At 59.1% G+C, this 16,328-nt stretch carries 14 protein-coding genes; 6 read left to right on the top strand and 8 right to left on the bottom strand.

What is annotated here, in order from left to right:
* Positions 1-246: 246 nt before the first annotated feature.
* From HU718_RS02090 to HU718_RS02080, 3 genes are read right to left on the bottom strand one after another with little or no spacing between them, the layout of a single operon-like run.
* Positions 247-648, bottom strand: coding sequence for an ExbD/TolR family protein (locus tag HU718_RS02090; RefSeq protein WP_003220570.1), 402 nt, complete (start codon positions 646-648; stop codon positions 247-249).
* 1 nt (position 649) lies between these two features.
* Positions 650-1,375, bottom strand: coding sequence for a MotA/TolQ/ExbB proton channel family protein (locus HU718_RS02085; protein WP_134176178.1), 726 nt, complete (start codon positions 1,373-1,375; stop codon positions 650-652).
* A gap of 45 nt (positions 1,376-1,420) precedes the next feature.
* Positions 1,421-2,230, bottom strand: coding sequence for an energy transducer TonB (locus HU718_RS02080; RefSeq protein WP_186616287.1), 810 nt, complete (start codon positions 2,228-2,230; stop codon positions 1,421-1,423).
* Positions 2,231-2,587: 357 nt separating this feature from the next.
* Between HU718_RS02080 and HU718_RS02075 the strand changes: the two genes are divergently transcribed.
* Positions 2,588-2,899 carry a hypothetical protein gene (locus HU718_RS02075; protein WP_146232755.1) on the top strand — a complete coding sequence of 104 codons (312 nt, stop codon included), beginning with the start codon at positions 2,588-2,590 and terminating at the stop codon, positions 2,897-2,899.
* Between the two features lie 91 nt (positions 2,900-2,990).
* Here HU718_RS02075 and HU718_RS02070 read toward each other — a convergent pair whose 3' ends face one another.
* From HU718_RS02070 to HU718_RS02060, 3 genes are all read right to left on the bottom strand, one after another.
* Positions 2,991-3,317 (bottom strand): hypothetical protein, encoded by a 327-nt coding sequence (locus tag HU718_RS02070; RefSeq protein ID WP_034151843.1) that lies wholly within the window; start codon positions 3,315-3,317, stop codon positions 2,991-2,993.
* Positions 3,318-3,506: 189 nt separating this feature from the next.
* Positions 3,507-4,850: an aryl-sulfate sulfotransferase gene (locus tag HU718_RS02065; protein WP_186616286.1), complete on the bottom strand. Its 1,344-nt coding sequence runs from the start codon at positions 4,848-4,850 to the stop codon at positions 3,507-3,509.
* 23 nt (positions 4,851-4,873) lie between these two features.
* Positions 4,874-7,234, bottom strand: coding sequence for a TonB-dependent receptor (locus HU718_RS02060; RefSeq protein ID WP_186616285.1), 2,361 nt, complete (start codon positions 7,232-7,234; stop codon positions 4,874-4,876).
* 165 nt (positions 7,235-7,399) lie between these two features.
* Between HU718_RS02060 and HU718_RS02055 the strand changes: the two genes are divergently transcribed.
* Entirely contained in the window at positions 7,400-8,344 is a 945-nt protein-coding gene (locus HU718_RS02055; RefSeq protein ID WP_186616284.1) for a LysR family transcriptional regulator, read from the top strand.
* Between the two features lie 215 nt (positions 8,345-8,559).
* Positions 8,560-10,176 (top strand): alkaline phosphatase family protein, encoded by a 1,617-nt coding sequence (locus HU718_RS02050; RefSeq protein WP_186616283.1) that lies wholly within the window; start codon positions 8,560-8,562, stop codon positions 10,174-10,176.
* A gap of 198 nt (positions 10,177-10,374) precedes the next feature.
* On the opposite strand, the gene HU718_RS02045 is transcribed toward HU718_RS02050, so the two are convergent.
* Positions 10,375-11,283 (bottom strand): TauD/TfdA dioxygenase family protein, encoded by a 909-nt coding sequence (locus tag HU718_RS02045; protein ID WP_186616282.1) that lies wholly within the window; start codon positions 11,281-11,283, stop codon positions 10,375-10,377.
* A 181-nt stretch (positions 11,284-11,464) separates the two neighbouring features.
* Here HU718_RS02045 and HU718_RS02040 point away from each other — a divergent pair, with 181 nt between their 5' ends.
* Positions 11,465-12,385, top strand: a complete 921-nt coding sequence (locus HU718_RS02040) for a LysR family transcriptional regulator (protein WP_186616281.1) — start codon at positions 11,465-11,467, stop codon at positions 12,383-12,385.
* Positions 12,386-12,507: 122 nt separating this feature from the next.
* Here HU718_RS02040 and HU718_RS02035 read toward each other — a convergent pair whose 3' ends face one another.
* Positions 12,508-13,521 carry an ABC transporter substrate-binding protein gene (locus HU718_RS02035; RefSeq protein WP_102899633.1) on the bottom strand — a complete coding sequence of 338 codons (1,014 nt, stop codon included), beginning with the start codon at positions 13,519-13,521 and terminating at the stop codon, positions 12,508-12,510.
* Between the two features lie 395 nt (positions 13,522-13,916).
* On the opposite strand from HU718_RS02035, the gene HU718_RS02030 reads away from it, so the two are divergent.
* Positions 13,917-15,515 (top strand): ABC transporter permease, encoded by a 1,599-nt coding sequence (locus HU718_RS02030; protein ID WP_186616280.1) that lies wholly within the window; start codon positions 13,917-13,919, stop codon positions 15,513-15,515.
* Positions 15,512-16,327, top strand: coding sequence for an ABC transporter ATP-binding protein (locus HU718_RS02025; protein WP_095122272.1), 816 nt, complete (start codon positions 15,512-15,514; stop codon positions 16,325-16,327). Before HU718_RS02030 ends, HU718_RS02025 begins: the two co-directional genes overlap by 4 nt.
* Position 16,328: the final 1 nt, after the last annotated feature.

The raw sequence follows: 16,328 nt of genomic DNA, 5'->3' as shown, positions 1-16,328 counted from the left end.
GCTTGAAATCTTTTCCCCCTCACTGCCCTCTCCCCCAAGGGGGCGAGGGGGAAGGGAGCCGATCACCTGGCCTTTCAAATCCGGAGTTCGACTGGGTATTTCAGGTCGGCGTATAGCGGCCAAACAACGCGGTCAGTCCCCTCTCCCTCCGGGAGAGGGCTAGGGTGAGGGGCTTTTCTCCCTGCCAAAAATAAAAAAAGGGCCGCACCCTGCCAAGGAGACGGCCCCGGAAAAACGTTGAATCTGTCACCGCGCAGTAATCACCGACAACTTGGTAATCCCCGCCCGTTCAATCGAAGCCATCGCCCGCGCCACTTCGCCGTAGTTCACCCCGTCATCGGCCTGCAACTGCACGCGCACTTCCGGGTCCTTGGCCTTGGCCGACTTGAGGTTGAATTCCAGCAAGTCCGGCTGAATCTCATCCTTGTTGATAAACAGTTTGCCCGCGCCGTCGATGCTCACCACCAGCGGATCCTTCTGCTCGACCGGCGCCACCGCCTCAGTCTTCGGCAGGTTGATCGGGATCGCGTTGGTCAGCAGCGGCGCGGTGACGATAAACACCACCAGCAGCACCAGCATCACATCCACCAGCGGCGTCACGTTGATCTCGCTGAGTACCTCATCACTGTCTTGCGTGGAGAAGGCCATATCAGGACGCCTCCTTCACTTTTGCTGCGTTGCCCGGCGCAGCGACCTTGTGCGCGGTGGGATGGATCAACACGCGGAACGCACTCTTCTGCGCCAGGCTGTAGAAGTCGTGGGCGAAGTCATCGAGATCCGCCGCCGTCAGTTTCAACCGACGCAAAAAATAGTTGTAAACCAGCACCGCCGGCACCGCGACGGCGATCCCCACACCCGTGGCGACCAGTGCCGCACCGATCGGCCCGGCCACCGTTTCCAGGCTCGCCGAACCGGCCGCGCTGATGCCTTTCAACGCTTCCATGATTCCCCACACCGTGCCGAACAAACCAATGAACGGCGAGGTACTGCCAATACTGGCGACCACTGCCAAGCCTGTTTCCAGCGAACGGCGTTCGCGGACAATTTGCTGACGCAAAGCGCGCTCCAGTCGATCCTGATGGTTGATCGCCTGGCTCAAATCATTGGCCTGTGGCGCCTCGCCCACCTGAATCGCCGCGTAACCGGCCTGCGCCACCCGCGCCGCAGCGCCGGGTTGGGTTTCGCTCAATTCAGCGGCGGAATCGAGACTCGACGCCGCCCAGAAGCGTTTATGAAAACGCCGGTCCTGTGCCTTCAGACGCCCGAACTGCACAGCCTTGAGCAATGCCAGGCCCCAAGTGGCGACGGAAAAAACCACCAACAGCCAGATCACCGCGCTTTCGATGGATTCCAGTGGAGATGCCAGTAACGTCATGATGTATTCCCTCGTGTAAACGTTTTGCGCGAATTTGGTTTCGGTTTAATGAATCTTGAAATCGATGGGCACGCTGACCCAGCCGTCCTGGGCGACATCACCCTGCTTGGCCGGGACGAAACTCCAACGCTTCACGGCGTTCAGCGCCGCGTCGTCGAGCTGTTGCCGGCCGCTGCTTTTGGCTATCTGGATCTCACCCGGTTTGCCGCTGGCCAACACATGCACGCGCAGCAACACCGTGCCTTCCCAACCGCGACGCTGAGCCAGCGACGGGTATTCCGGCGCCGGGTTTTTCAGGTACGCAGCATTCGCTGAGGCCGGGGTTACCGGTGCCGGCGCGGGAGGCGCAGGTGGCGCTGGCGCTGCAACCGGGGCAGCCGGTTGTGGCGGCGCCGGTGGTTGCTCGACCGTTTTCGGTGCTGGTTTGGGTGCCTGTTTAACCACCGGTTTGGGTTTCGGAACGGGTTTTGGCGGCGGTGGTTTTACCGCCAGCTCGTCTTCCACCGGCGGTGGCGGTTCAACCACTGGCGCAGGTGGCGGCGGCTCGACAACCGGTGGCGCCGGCGGTGCCGGGCGCGAGAACTCGATGGTCATCGGCGGAATTTCCGGCGGCACGATCGGCAGCACCGGCGTCGGCTTCTGGCTGATCCAATAGATCACCGCGCCATGCACCACCAGCGCGAGCACGCCGAGCAGAAGGGTTTCGCGTCGGCTCAAAATGCCTTTGGGTGCACGCTGCAAACGCAACTGCCCCAGCGGCACACGATGCGGCCGGCCGAGATCGACCAACTCGCCACCCGGCGTCTGACGCCACAGCAATTCCTCTGCGCTGGCGGCGGTCTGGACATTGCCCATTGATTCACTCCCTGCGGTCTTTTTGCGTTCTCTACAAAAACTGCCGATCGACCGTTTGTTGAATCCCCCACGGCGAATCGATGGGTGAATGATTGGGCCTGAGACTTATCTCCGAAAGTAATCTTTCAAGTTATGGATAGATCATTTGGATATATTAAAACTGATCACTTCTCGCAAAGCCACGCCAATCAAGGGCCGCAGCCCAGCGTCCAAAACGCCATGCTTTTCAAGCATTAAAAGTATTCGCTGAAGGTATGGGGCAGCACTACATTCCTGCTTACAACAATCGAGTTGATTGACATGCCGTGGGCGCATTAGATGTCAGCGCATTCTAAAATCGACTCAGGAAGAGTAATGATGCAATTAACCAAACGGACAATGATTTACATGGTGCTGTTACTGGCGCCCTTATCGGTGGCCTCGGCCGCGACGAAGATCACACTGCCTGCGCAACTGGAGATCAGCAACAAAACCAGCTTCCCCCTTTATGTATTTCAAAACGAGTGGCGCAAAGTTGTGTTGCCGGGCGAACGTATTCAGACCAAGGACTACAAAGAGTCAGCTGTGACAGTCGCTACATCGACACCCGAGGCGGCAATCAAATTTGTGACGCTTAGTCACGCAAAAGGCTGCAAAGCGCAAACCTGTGTGTTAATTACAGGCAATTAATTAATCGCCGTTGATCGTAGCCGCGATTTTCTCGAGGGGTATAAAAAAGCCGCCACGCCCGAAAAAGGCGTGGCGGCTTCTTTAGCCACCGTTACTGTTTGACGAATTCCCCTGCCACGCCAACAACATCACCATCAAAGTTTGTGCGCGAACCAACCGCACGAACTTTTGAATAATTGTGATCCGGCGAGAACAATGTCCAGGACTGATAACCAGTGCCGTCATTCAGAGCCGTGAACGTGATGATCGTAGGCTGCCCAGTGCTATTCTGGAAATGGTAGTGCCCGTAAGCAATGTCGTAATTCACGCCGTTCTGACTGAATTTACCGCTGAAGGTGCCGTTGGAATCGTTGCCATCGGTAATCGTCAGTTTGGCGCCAGCGTTAGCGTTTACATAATTGCCATTAATGCTCGACATAACGAGATTTCCTTTATCGTTGGATAAGTGTCTTCCGATGAGAGCAAGTTTCCTCCTGGAAACTCACGACAGTCAGGATGGTTGGACATTCAACTATTGTCCACGCGAGTTACTAACGAAATTGCAATATGCACTGTTCAACTCGGTCATAACTTATCGCCGTTCGTTCGAGCACTAATTCCATTTCAACTAACGACTGGCATTGGTTTGCTGCACACTGACAACCGGGGCATTAACCGCTGTCTCGGAGCGTGGCGTACCCGTTGGCACCCAGTCATAACTCACAGGCAGCGCCCGATACACCCAGTTGCTGATCGCGTCGCTGCCCGGCGCCTTGCCGAGATAGGGACTGACGTATTCCCAGACGTTTTCACCGCTGGCTGTCACTTGGAAAAACCGTCCGTTCATGCCTTCGTCGATCAGCGTGTTGCCGTTGGGCAAGCGTCGCGCGCTGCTGATAAACGAGCTGTAGAACGCCCACCCCGGCTGCTTCGAATTCACCGCGCTGTACTGCCAGACGATTTCGTTTTTCACCGGGTCGATTTCCAATACCCGCGAACCGGAAATCAGCCCGAGGGTGACGTTCGGATAACCCGCCGATCCCTGGTTATCGAACACCAGCACGTTACCGGCTCCAGGCAATCCTGCCGGAATGATGTGGGCATCATGCTGACCGACAAACTGATCCACCGGACGCGGCAATTTCTGCGCGGTTTTCGGGTTGCTCAGCGGCAAATTCGGCCCGAGGCGCCAGACCACTTTGCCGCTGTTTTTATCGATGATCGCGATGAAGTTGGCGTTGCGTGAATCGATCAACAGGTTGTCCGGATTGAAGCGCTTGTCACCGGCATCAAACCACTTGTTCGGCCCCACCAGGCTGAGGTTGTTGATGTGCAGGTAATCCGGATTTTCACTGGCGCGCACCAGTTTCAATTGCTCGGCGGTGAAACCGAATTCATTGAGATGCTCCGAGGCCAGCCACTGCCATTTCACCGCGCCGTCGGGGCTGACTTCATAGATCGCATCGTCGATCACCTCGGGCACTTTGAAGCCTTTGACCTTGTGCACCTTGTTCGCCAGCACCACGGTGTTGCCGTTGCTCAGCCGGCGCTGATCATGGTGCTGTTGCGCCGCGCCACCGGGGGCCTTGTCGCCCCACTGCCAGACAACTTTACCGTTCCAGTCCAGCTCACCGATGCTCTGATTGCCCAGACCATTGCCGGCCGAACCGAGTTTGCCGGGATCCTTTTCACTCAGTTGCAGCAACACATGCCCGCGCTCGCCGCCGACCAGTTTTGGATCGATGATCGCCGACGGGAAACCTGCCTGTGGCCAGGTTTTCACCTCGTTGCCGTTCATGTCGATCAGGTGCGTCTGTTTGTCCGCACCGCTGAAAATCACGTACTGGTTGAACGCCTTGGTCGGGTCGTAACGAGTAACACCCGTCGGGTAAACACTCGGTGCGGCGAAGGCGCCGGCACTGAGCACTGCGCCGGACAGCAACACCGGCAAAGCGGTTTTGATACGCAACATGATGCAGCTCCTTGAGTGACGAATCAGAAGTCGTAGCGACCGGTGACGCCTAGCGTGCGCGGTGTGCCGAGCAGGCCTTCATAGCCGCCGTTGCCGCCCGTCCACAGGGTTGTGTAGTAGGTTTTGTCGAAGGCGTTTTTCAGCCACAGCGACACGTCCCACTGACCTTGGTTGAAGTCGCCGCGCAGGCCGGTGGAGAAGTTGACCACGGCGTAACTCGGGATCTGGCCGTAGTCGGAATCCTCGACCGTGCCGACGGCTTTCGAACGGAATGCATAGCTCGCGGTGACGTAAGGTTCGAAGCCGTTATCCAGATTCCATTTGTATTCGCCGTTGGCGTTACCGATCCACTTCGAAGCGCCGACCACTTGATGGCCGCTGAGATCGCAAGACGCTGGAGCGCCCGGCGCCTGGCTGACTTCCGGCGGGCACGGGGCATCTTTGTACGAGAGGTAGCTGACGTCGTTGTAGGAGCCGTTGATGTTCAGGGTCAGGCCGCGCAGCGGGATCACCGTGCTTTCGAACTCGACGCCGCGCGAACGCACGGAACCGGCGTTGGTCAGGTACTGCACGCGATTTTCTGCGTCGTAGGCATTGGTCTGGTAAGCGTTGACCTGGGTCCAGAAGACGTTGGCGTTGAGCTGCAGACGGTGGTCCCACAGCGTGCTCTTGAAGCCGAGTTCGGCGTTGTTCGCACGTTCGGTGCCGATCAGCAGCGAGTCGGCGCCGGCCACCGGAGCGGAACCGACGGCGAGGTTGACCCCGCCGGATTTCTCGCCGTGGGACAGCGTGGCGTAACCGAGCACATCATCGGTGATGCGATAGCTGAGGTTGAGCAACCCGGAAGGACTGGAGCTGTACTGATTCAAGTCGCCGGAATCGTAAGCGCCGGCACGACCGCGTCGCGCCGTGGCCGCAGCGCCCGTGACTGACGCGCCGCCGACCGGCGCATTGCGCGTGACCCAGGCGTTTTTTTCTTCATAGGTGCCACGCACCCCGGCGGTGAAATCCAGCCGCTCGGTGAGGTGCCATGTGCCTTGGGCGAACAGCGCAAAGCTGTCGGTCTTGATATGGCCGTTGCCAACACTGGTGACGTTGGCCAGCGCACCGGCCGGCGTGCCATTCCAGATATCGGCTTGCGGGCCGTAATAGGCGAAGGATTTGTTGTCCAGGTCCGAACCGAAGTAATAGGCGCCGACGACGTAATCGAAGAACTCACCCTTGGGCGAGGCCAAGCGAAATTCCTGCGAATACTGTTTGTCTTCCACCGACACCCCGGCGTTGTAACTCGCCGGTACGTTGAGGCCGTCGTCGTTGCGCGGGGTGAAATTCCAGAAGCGATAGGAGCTGATCGAGGTCAGTGTGAAGTCGCTCGGCAGCGTCCAGTTGGCCTCCACCGACGTGCCGCCCTGATGCACGGTGACATGCTGGTCGTTGTCCAGATTGACCTTGCGGTGCGAACCGTTGACCAATGTTGCCCCGGCCGCGTTGGCGCGCGATTGGTACAGGTTGACGCCGTTGATGGTCGGCCCGGTGTTGTAGAGCACGCGGGTGCCGGCGCTGGAATCCTCTTCGTTGTAGTCACCGATCCAGCGCAGGTTGAAATCTTCGTTGGGCTTGAACAGCATTTGCGCGCGGAAGCCCTCGCGCGAGCCACCGTTGAGATCATGGCCGTCGTATTCGTTTTTGATGTCGCCGTCGCTACGGGTGCGATAGGCCGAAAAACGCCCGGCCAGTTGATCGTTGAGCGGGCCGGAAATCGTGCCCTTGGTCTGGAAATACCCGTCCTCGCCGACCGAGGTTTCGATGCTGCGCTCAGGCGTGAAGGTTGGCGCGCGGGTGCTGATGTTGATCACCCCGGCGGTGGTGTTTTTGCCGAACAGCGTGCCCTGCGGCCCCCGCAAGACTTCAAGCTGTTCGATGTCCATCAAGTCAAACACCGCCATCCCCGGGCGGCCCAGATAGACGTTGTCGATGTACAGGCCGACGCTGCCTTCCAGTCCATCACTTGCAGGGTTATTACCCAAGCCCCGGATCGACACGCTGGACTGGCGTGCGTGCATGTAGGCGACGTTGACGCTGGGCACCAGTTGTTGCAAATCCTGAATCCGGTAGACCCGCTGCGTCTCCAGATTCTGCCCGCTGACCACGCTCATGGGCGTCGGTACGTCCTGCGAACTTTCCTCGCGGCGGCGGGTGGTGACGGTCACGGTTTCCAGTTGTGAACTGTTGGCGGCAGGCTTGCCAGCCGGCACTGGCGCCGGGGTTTCTGCTTCGGCGGCGTAACCGTGAGTCCAGCTCGCGCTCCCTGCCAGCAACAGGGCCAGAGGCAGGCGTTTGAGCCGTCGTGGCGTTAAGGGTGACGCAAGGTTCAACGGACTCATGACGCGGCTCCTGGTCAAAAAACACACAGACATCATCAGCGCTGCATATTCTTTTAAGTTATTTATTTATGGTTTTACAAATATTTACTGCATAAGAGATTGCCTTTATAAGGAGTCGACGTAATGCATATCCAATGCATTTCCCGGATATTTTTTATGTGAAAAATGCATATCGACTTGCGCCAACTTCGTCACTTCATCGCCTTGGCTGAACAACGCAGCTTCGTCGCCGGCGCGCAGGCGGTGAACCTGTCGCAGTCGGCGTTCAGCCGCAGCATTCAGGCGCTGGAGCACAGCGTCGGCTGTCAGTTGGTTGATCGCGGGCGCAAGGAATTACCGCCGACCAAACAGGGCCAGGTGCTGCTGGAGCACGCACGGCGACTGGTCAGTGGCGCGCAGCAGATGGCCAACGAGATCAGCCAGTTCAATGGGCTGGAAGCGGGGGAATTACGCTTCGGTTGTGGGCCGGCGCCGGCGGCGGGTTTGATCCCTCGGGCGATTGGCAGCTTCATCGGCCGCTATCCGAAAGCGCGGGTGCAGTTTCAGGTCGATGACTGGCAGAGTCTGAGCAAGCGGTTACTCAGCGAAGAGTTTGAATTTTTCGTCGCGGACACTCGGCACTTCGAGGCGGATCCGGATTACCAGACCCACCGGTTGCGGCCGCGTAAATGGCATTTCTGTTGCCGTGCCGGCCACCCTTTGGCCGGGTTTGAGCGGGTCACCGCCGAGCAATTGATGAGCTATCCCTTGGCGGTAAGTATTCGTCCGCCGAACCTGCGCAAAGTCATAGTCGACCTCAGTGGGCGGCCGGATTTCACACCCAATGTGGAGTGTGAAAACAGCTCGAGCCTGCTCAGCGTGGTGCTGCGTTCGGATGCGATCGGAATTGTCGGGGCGTATTCCGATGCGCTGCATCAAGCCAAGGGTGAGCTGGTGTGTTTGCGCATTGAAGGGTTGGCCGATGATCTTGAGGAGCTGTACACCCGCTATGGGATTGTCAGCCGGGCGGGGTATCGGTTGTCGCCGTTGGCCGAGGCGATGATTGAGCAGATCAAGGCGATTGATGCGGTGGATGAGGAAGTCTGTTCACTGGAGAATTTTGCTGTCTGAGATGACGCTTTCGCGAGCAGGCTCGCTCCCACAGGGTTAGTGGCGATCACACATGCGGCATTCACCACAATCCATTGTGGGAGCGAGCCTGCTCGCGAAGAGGCCAGCACAGGCAACGATGCATTTCCTGCATAAAACCCATTCCCCAAATGCACTTGCCGAAAACCCCCACCGAAAGCGAAAACCCTCGCCTGTCCCATTGACCGGTGAACCCCATGCCCACCCCGCCAAACCCCGTGCGCAACGTGCTGTACATCATGTGCGATCAACTGCGCCGCGATTACCTGTCCTGCTACGGCCATCCGCATCTGCACACACCAAATATCGATCGCCTCGCCGCTGCCGGCGTTCGTTTCAGCCGCGCCTACACCCAAGGCACGATCTGCGGCCCATCGCGGATGTCGGCCTACACCGGACGTTATGTCAGCAGCCATCAAGTGGCGTGGAACGCCGTGCCGCTGCCGCTGGAAGAACTGACGATTGGCGATTACCTGCGCCCGCACGGCATTCGTACCGCGCTGGTAGGCAAGACCCACGCCACGGCGAATGTCGATGCCTTGCAGCGTCTGGCGATCAACCCCGAGAGCGAACAGGCCGAAATCCTCAACGAAGTCGGTTTCGAACCCTACATGCGCCACGACGGCATCTACCCCGACGACCCGCTGTTCGACGACAAACGCGAATCCGCGCCCTACACCCATTACCTGCGTGAACACGGCTTCGACGGCAAAAACCCCTGGCACGACTGGGTCAATGCCGCCGAAGGCGAAAACGGCGAAATCCTCAGCGGCTGGAAAATGCGTCATGCGAATTTGCCAGCACGAATTCCCGAGCAACACTCAGAGACTGTCTACACTACAAATCGAGCCATCGACTTCATCACCGAGCAAGGCGAGAAATCGTGGTGTTTACACCTTTCCTATATCAAACCGCACTGGCCCTACATCGTACCAGCTCCGTACCACGCCTTGTACAGTACGAAATCGATTCTCGAAGCGGTCCGGGCGACGCCCTCCGAAGCCAGCAAACACCCCGTATACACTGCTTTTCGCCAGCATGAGGAAAGCCTCAACTTTTCCCGCGATTCAGTACGATTGACTGTAATCCCTACGTACATGGGCCTGATCAAGCAAGTGGATGATCAACTCGGACGGCTGTTCGATTTTCTGCAAAGCAACGGACGCTGGGATGACACGCTGATCGTGTTTACCAGCGATCACGGCGACTTTCTCGGTGATCACTGGCTGGGCGAGAAGGAATTTTTGCTGGAGCAGGCGGTGGGCGTGCCGTTGATCGTGCGCGACCCTCGGGCGGCGGCGGATGTCACGCGCGGAACGGTGGATGATCGACTGGCGGAAACCATCGATGCGTTGCCGACGTTTCTTCAGGCATTGGGATTGCCGGGGGCGGAGCATCGGCTTGAAGGGCGTTCGTTGATCCCGCTTCTGCACGGTGAACATCCGGACTGGCGCCGCTATGCAATCAGTGAATACGACTACGCCTTCCAGGCGCCGGCGCGTGAGCGTTTGGGCCAGCCGATCGACCGTTGCCGCATGACCATGGTGCGTAGCGAGCGCTGGAAATACCTGGCGTACGACGGTTTCCGACCGCAGTTGTTTGACCTGTTGAATGACCCGCAGGAGTTGCGCGACTTGGGCGATGACCCGGAATTCGCGGCGGTGCGCGAGGAACATGCGGCGTATTTGTTTGAGTGGGTGCGCGGGTTGAAGCGGCGCACCACGATCAGTCATCGGGAGATAGATTTGCGCGGGCAGCGGTTTCGCTACGGTGAGCCGGAGACCGAGAAGGTTGTTCAGATTGGTGTTTGGTAGCGGGAAGAGCCCCTCACCCTAACCCTCTCCCAGAGGGAGAGGGGACTGAATGGGGGATATTTCAGAGGTACACCGACCTGATCGTGCCTCACCGAATCCATAATCGATAAAGATCTTTCAGGTCGATGCATAACGGGAGACAACTCGGTCGGCTCCCTCTCCCTCTGGGAGAGGGCTGGGGTGAGGGGATGTTGATCTTCAGTCACGACCTTTGATGGTCTGACTACGCTGCCCATTCGCGCCCACCGGCACTTCCCCCTTGAGCGTCACCCGACGCACCACCCGATCCTGAGTGCCGTAATCATCAATCGCATAGTGCTGCGTCGAACGGTTATCCCAGATCGCCACATCACCCGTCTTCCAGCGCCAGCGCACGGTGTTTTCCTGGCGGATCACATGGCTCTGCAACAGCCCGAACAGATGCGCCGAATCCGCCTGCGAATAACCCTTGATACGTTTGACGAAATGCCCCAGCAGCAAGCTCTTTTCGCCACTGATCGGATGCACGCGGACCACCGGGTGCTCAGTCTCGTAAACGGTAGAGGTGAAGACCTTGCGATAGCGCTCAAGCTTCTCCGCCGAGACGTCCGGCTTGGCGCTGGCATAGTCGTATTCGTTGCTGTGCACGGCGACCAGTTTGTCGGCCAGCTCACGCAGCTCGGCTGGCAAGCCGTTGTACGCCGTCGCGGTGTTCGCCCACAGGGTGTCGCCGCCGAAGGCCGGGGCCACCACCGAGCGCAGGATCGAGGCTTTCGGGTAGGCGTCGACGAAGGTCACGTCGGTGTGCCAGGAGTTGGCACGCTGGCCTTCAGCGCCGTCCAGTTCCAGCAGATAACGGGTGCCCTCACGGGACGGGACGGTCGGGTGCGCCACTGGCTCGCCGAGCAGATGGGCGAAGGCTTCCTGACGCTGATCATCAAGCTGGGTCTGCTCACGGAAGAACACGACTTTGTACTGAACCAGCGCCTGCTGGATAGCTTCGACGGTGGCGGCGTCCAGCTCACCGGACAAATGCACGCCACGGATCTCGGCGCCGATACGACCGGCGACCGGATGAATCTCCAGCGCGTGGACAGCGGGTTTTACTGCGAGTGCGGCATTGCTCATGGGTAGACCCTCATCGACTGCTTACGGTTGGACGGCAGCGAAACAACGCTCTATCTATATTCCATTTACATCTAATAGATATTCACATGCTTCGTTGACGGAATAAGAGCTTGCATTTAAAACCTCTAGCAACCCTCGTCGCAAATGCCTTCGAGCTATTTTTAGGATGCCGGAAAAGCATATGGATCTTCGCCAGTTGCGCTACTTCATCGCCCTCAACGAACACCGCAGTTTTGTCCGCGCGGCGGATGCGATGGGCATCACTCAACCGGCGTTCAGCCGCAGTATTCAAGGGCTGGAGCAGGAGTTCGGCTGCGTGCTGGTAGATCGCGGCAACAAGGACCTGCGCCCCACGCCCGAGGGTCAGGTGGTGCTGCAACACGCCTTGAGCCTGGTGCAAGGCGCGGCGCTGCTCAGTGCTGAAGTGACGCAGATGACCAAGCTCGACGCCGGCGAGGTGCACTTCGGTTGCGGCCCGGCGCCAGCGGTGAAACTGGTGCCGGATGCGGTGGCGCAATTCATCAACGAGCACCCGAAAGTGCGCACCTGTTTTCAGGTGGATAACTGGGAAAAACTCAGCCGCGCGCTGAGCCGTGAAGAGATCGAATTCTTCATCGCCGACATCCGTCATTTCGAGTCGGATCCGAACTTCCAGACGCAGGCGCTGACGCCCAAGCGCGGGGTGTTTTTCTGCCGGCCGGGGCATCCGTTGCTGGCCAAGGAAAGCCTGTCGACCAACGACATGTTCGACTACCCGTTGGCGACGACGCTGATCCCGCCGGGGATTCGCAAATTGCTGGCGAACCTCAGTGGGCGCATCGATTTTTCCCCGACCATCGAGACCGAGCATTTTCCGGCGCTGGTCAAAGTGGTGCTGCAATCGAATGCAATTGGCGTGGGCACGGAAGAGGCGTTTGTCGAGGACATTGCCAAGGGTTCGCTGGTGTTGCTGCACTGGCGCAATCTGCCGCAGAACCTGGAGAGCATGAATGCGCGCTGCGGGATCGTCAGTCGCACCGGGTTTCGCCTGTCGCCGGCGGCGCGGGCGCTGATCGAGACGTTGGTGGCGGTGGACCGGCAGGAGATCAGCGTTGCTGTTTAGGGCCCTTTCGCGAGCAGGCTCGCTCCCACAGTGGTTCGGTGGTGAATGCAGAATCTGTGTTCACCGAAGAACTCTGTGGGAGCGAGCCTGCTCGCGAAGAGGCCAGAGCAGGCGCTAAAGATTCAGAGTTTGGCCGCCGCCAACTCAGGCGCCACCCAATCGTTGACCTTGAACGGCTTGCGAATCAGCTTCTGCTGCGCCGCCAGATCCACCTTGTCCTGCAAGCTGCCGAGGAACACCGGATCCAGTGTCGACGGGAACACTTCGCTCAATTTCTGATCCTGCAGATCCTGGGTCAGGATCACCGGTGGATAACTGGCCAAACCCGAGACCAGTTGCACGTAAGCCGCCTTGTTGCTGTCCTCGGTCAGCCACTCAACCGCCTGCTGTTGCGCCTTGAGCAATTTCGCCACCGCCTCCGGATGCGCATCGACAAACTTGCCGGTGCCGACCAGCACCGACTGCACACTACCCGCGCCGCCGAGATCCTTGGTATTGAGCGGTAGCTCGGCCAGACCTTTGGCCTGCAATGCGGTCAACCCGGAGCTGCCCCATGACGCATCGATCTGCTTCGCCGCCAGCGCTGCGACCGCTGCGTTGAAATCCAGATTGATGACTTTCAGATCCTTCTCGCTCAAGCCCTGACTGGCCAGCGCCGCGTCAAACGACAACTGGGTTGCTGTGCCGCGGAAGATCGCCACGCGTTTACCTTTCAGGTCCTGCAGAGTCTTGATTCCGGAGCCCGGTACCACGCCCAAATACTGTTTTACCCCACGCGCACTGGCGCTGAGCAAACGCGTATCCAGGCCATTGGACTTGCCGATGATCGCCGCCAGATCGCCCAGATACGCCAGATCAACCTGACCGTTGGCAAATGCCTCGTTGATCACCGGCCCGGCACCTTTGAAGAAACTCCACTGAATCTTGATGCCCTGATCGGCGAAAGCTTTTTCAAAAATCTGCTGATCGCGCAGCACATCCACCACACCGCCGCCGCTGTGCTGGGTTCCGGCGCTCAGGTCGGGCACGGCGATTCTGATTTCCTTGAGTTCGTCGGCATGCGCGGTGAACGCCAGCAGGCCCGCCAGAGCAGGCACGGCAAACAGGCTGAAAACGCGTTTAAAGGGAAGGTTCATGAGTGCAGCTCCTTGATCACGACGGGCGTTGAGGAACCGAAAGTAGGCCGAATGGATACCTTCGCTTAAATACTATAAATGCACATTTTTATAGCTTTTAACGCTAAGCAAGCATTAACGGGGCTTGCAGCGGCGTATGCATTAACAGCATCGAAAATATTCTTCGAATGCATTGGATGCGTGTGGGCTGGAAGCCTTAAATGGCGCTGCTTATCTCTAAAACTAACTTATTAAAGATTATTTATAACCATTAGCTCTTAGTTAATACCGCTAGAGATCGCAGTCTTCGGCAGCTCCTACAAGGGTAATTCAAGGACGCATTCCCCCGTAGGAGCTGCCGAAGGCTGCGATCTTTTGATCTTGATCTTGAGCCAACCCGACAACGGAGGTCATCCATGGCCCGCCAATCCTTGCTCAGTCTCCCACTTCCCGCGCCGCCGCTGAAAAGCCGCCGCATCTGGCCAAGCCTGAACCAACGCCTGTTGCCATGGCTCCTGCCGCTCAGCCTGTTCGCGCTGTGGTGGCTGGCCGCGCGTAATGAGTGGATGAGCGAACAGATCTTGCCCGCGCCCTCATTGGTGTGGAACAGCGCCGTCGAGCTGGCGCAAGGCGAGTTGTGGAGCCACCTGTGGATCAGCCTGCAACGCTTGTTCTGGGGCTTGCTCGCGGGGATTACAGCGGGAGCGGTGCTCGGTGCAGCACTGGGTTTCAGTCGCCGTCTGGAGCGTTTGGTCTTCCCGACCTTCGCCGGTCTGTCGCAGGTGCCGACGCTGGCGTGGATTCCACTGTTCATGGTGTTTTTCGGCATCGGCGAGGTGCTGAAACTGGTGGTGCTGATCAAAGCGATCGTGGTGCCGGTGACCTTGCACACACTGGTCGGCGTGAGAGATGCACAACCAAAACTGCGCGAAGCCGCCGCTGTTTTACGTTTGCCGCCACCCCTGCTGATCCGTCGCCTGGTGTTGCCCGCCGCCCTCCCCGCGTTCATGGCTGGCGTGCGTCTGGCACTGGCCGCAGGGTGGACCTCATTGCTGGCAGTCGAGCTGCTGGCCTCCAGCGAAGGCATCGGTTACCTGATGGTCTGGGCGCGGCAGTTGTTCATGCTCGACATCGTGTTCGTCTGCATCGTGGTGATCGGTTTGATCGGTGTGGCGATGGATCGCGGTATCGGCCTGCTGGACAAGAAACTGGTGCACTGGCCGCACCCGGCCACTGCTGAAATTCGCCGCGGCCCGCGTTATGCAGGCTGGCAACGTCTGCAGCCGTGGCTGCTGCCGCTGGGCTTCCTGGCGTTATGGCAACTGGCGAACGAACTGCAGTGGGTCGATGCCAACATTCTGGTCAGCCCGCTGGCCGTTTTGAACACGGCATGGGACGGTCTGCTTGATGGCACGTTGATCAGCGGCATGGCGCTCAGCCTCGGTCGCACCCTCGGCGGTTTGCTGTTGGGCGGCGGACTCGGTTTCGCCCTCGGCCTGTTGCTCGGGCTGTCCCGCACCAGCGAACGCCTGCTCGGTCCGACCCTCGCGGCTATCCGCCAAATTGCAATTTTCGCCTGGGTGCCGCTGCTCACTGCCTGGTTCGGTCTCGGCGAACTGGCCAAGTGGGTGTTCGTCGCCCTTGCTGCATTCTTTCCGCTGTTTATCGCCACGCAACGCAGCGTCGCCAACCTCTCGCCACAACTCAATGAAGCCGCACAAGTGTTGCGCCTGAGCCTTGGCCAACGTCTGCGCCGATTGGTATTGCCGGGCGCCGCGCCGGGGATTTTCGCAGGCCTCAGACTGAGCCTGATCTACGCCTGGCTCGGCACCATCGGTGCGGAATATTTCATGCCGTCCAATGGCGGCATCGGCAGCCAGATGATCGGCGCACAACAGTTGTTGCGCATGGATCTGATCATGGCCGGCATGCTTTTCGTCGGTCTCACCGGCGCCCTGCTCAACCTCATTGGCCAACGCCTGGAAATTCGCGCGACCCGCTGGAGACACGCATGAACGCACCGATTGTCAGCTTCAACCACGTAGGCAAATCCTTCGACGTCGACGGTTTCGAACTGGAGGCGATTCGCGAATTCAACCTGGACATTGCCGAGGGCGAGTTTGTCGCCATTGTCGGCTCCAGCGGTTGCGGCAAATCTACCTTGCTGCGTTTGCTGGTGGGTCTTGATACGCAGTTTCGCGGGCAGATCACAGTTGACGGCAAAGCCGTCAGCGGCATCGGTGGCGAACGCGGCATCGTCTTTCAAGAACACCGTTTGTTCCCTTGGCTGACCGTCGCCGACAACATCGGTCTGGGTCTGGTCAACGAGCCGCTGAGCGCGGCGCAGAAGCAACAGCGGATCAACGATTTCATCGAGCTGGTCGGCCTGCGCGACTTCACCCGCGCCTATCCGCACCAGCTTTCCGGCGGCATGGCCCAGCGCGTGGCGATTGCTCGCGGCCTGGTTGCCAGCCCCAGAATTCTGCTGCTCGACGAGCCCTTCGGCGCGCTCGATGCGCTGACCCGCCAGCAGATGCAGGACGAGCTGCTGGCGATCCGCGAGCGCGCAAAAATCACCACGATCCTCGTCACCCATGACGTCGAGGAAGCGATCTTCCTCGCCGACCGCGTGGTGGTGATGGAGCCGCGTCCGGGGCGGATCAAACAAGTGGTCGACATCGCCCTGCCGCACCCGCGCCAGCGCAGCAGTTTCGACTTCCATCAGTTGCGTGAAGAGCTGCTGCACGAGCTGACCAGTGACGACCATTACCAACCGAGCGTACCGGTGCAGATTCGCGATCTGCCGCTGACGTTCATTGCCTGCTGAA

Source organism: Pseudomonas tensinigenes (genome assembly GCF_014268445.2).
GTDB lineage: Bacteria > Pseudomonadota > Gammaproteobacteria > Pseudomonadales > Pseudomonadaceae > Aquipseudomonas > Aquipseudomonas tensinigenes.
This window is presented reverse-complemented; position numbering and strand designations above follow the sequence as displayed.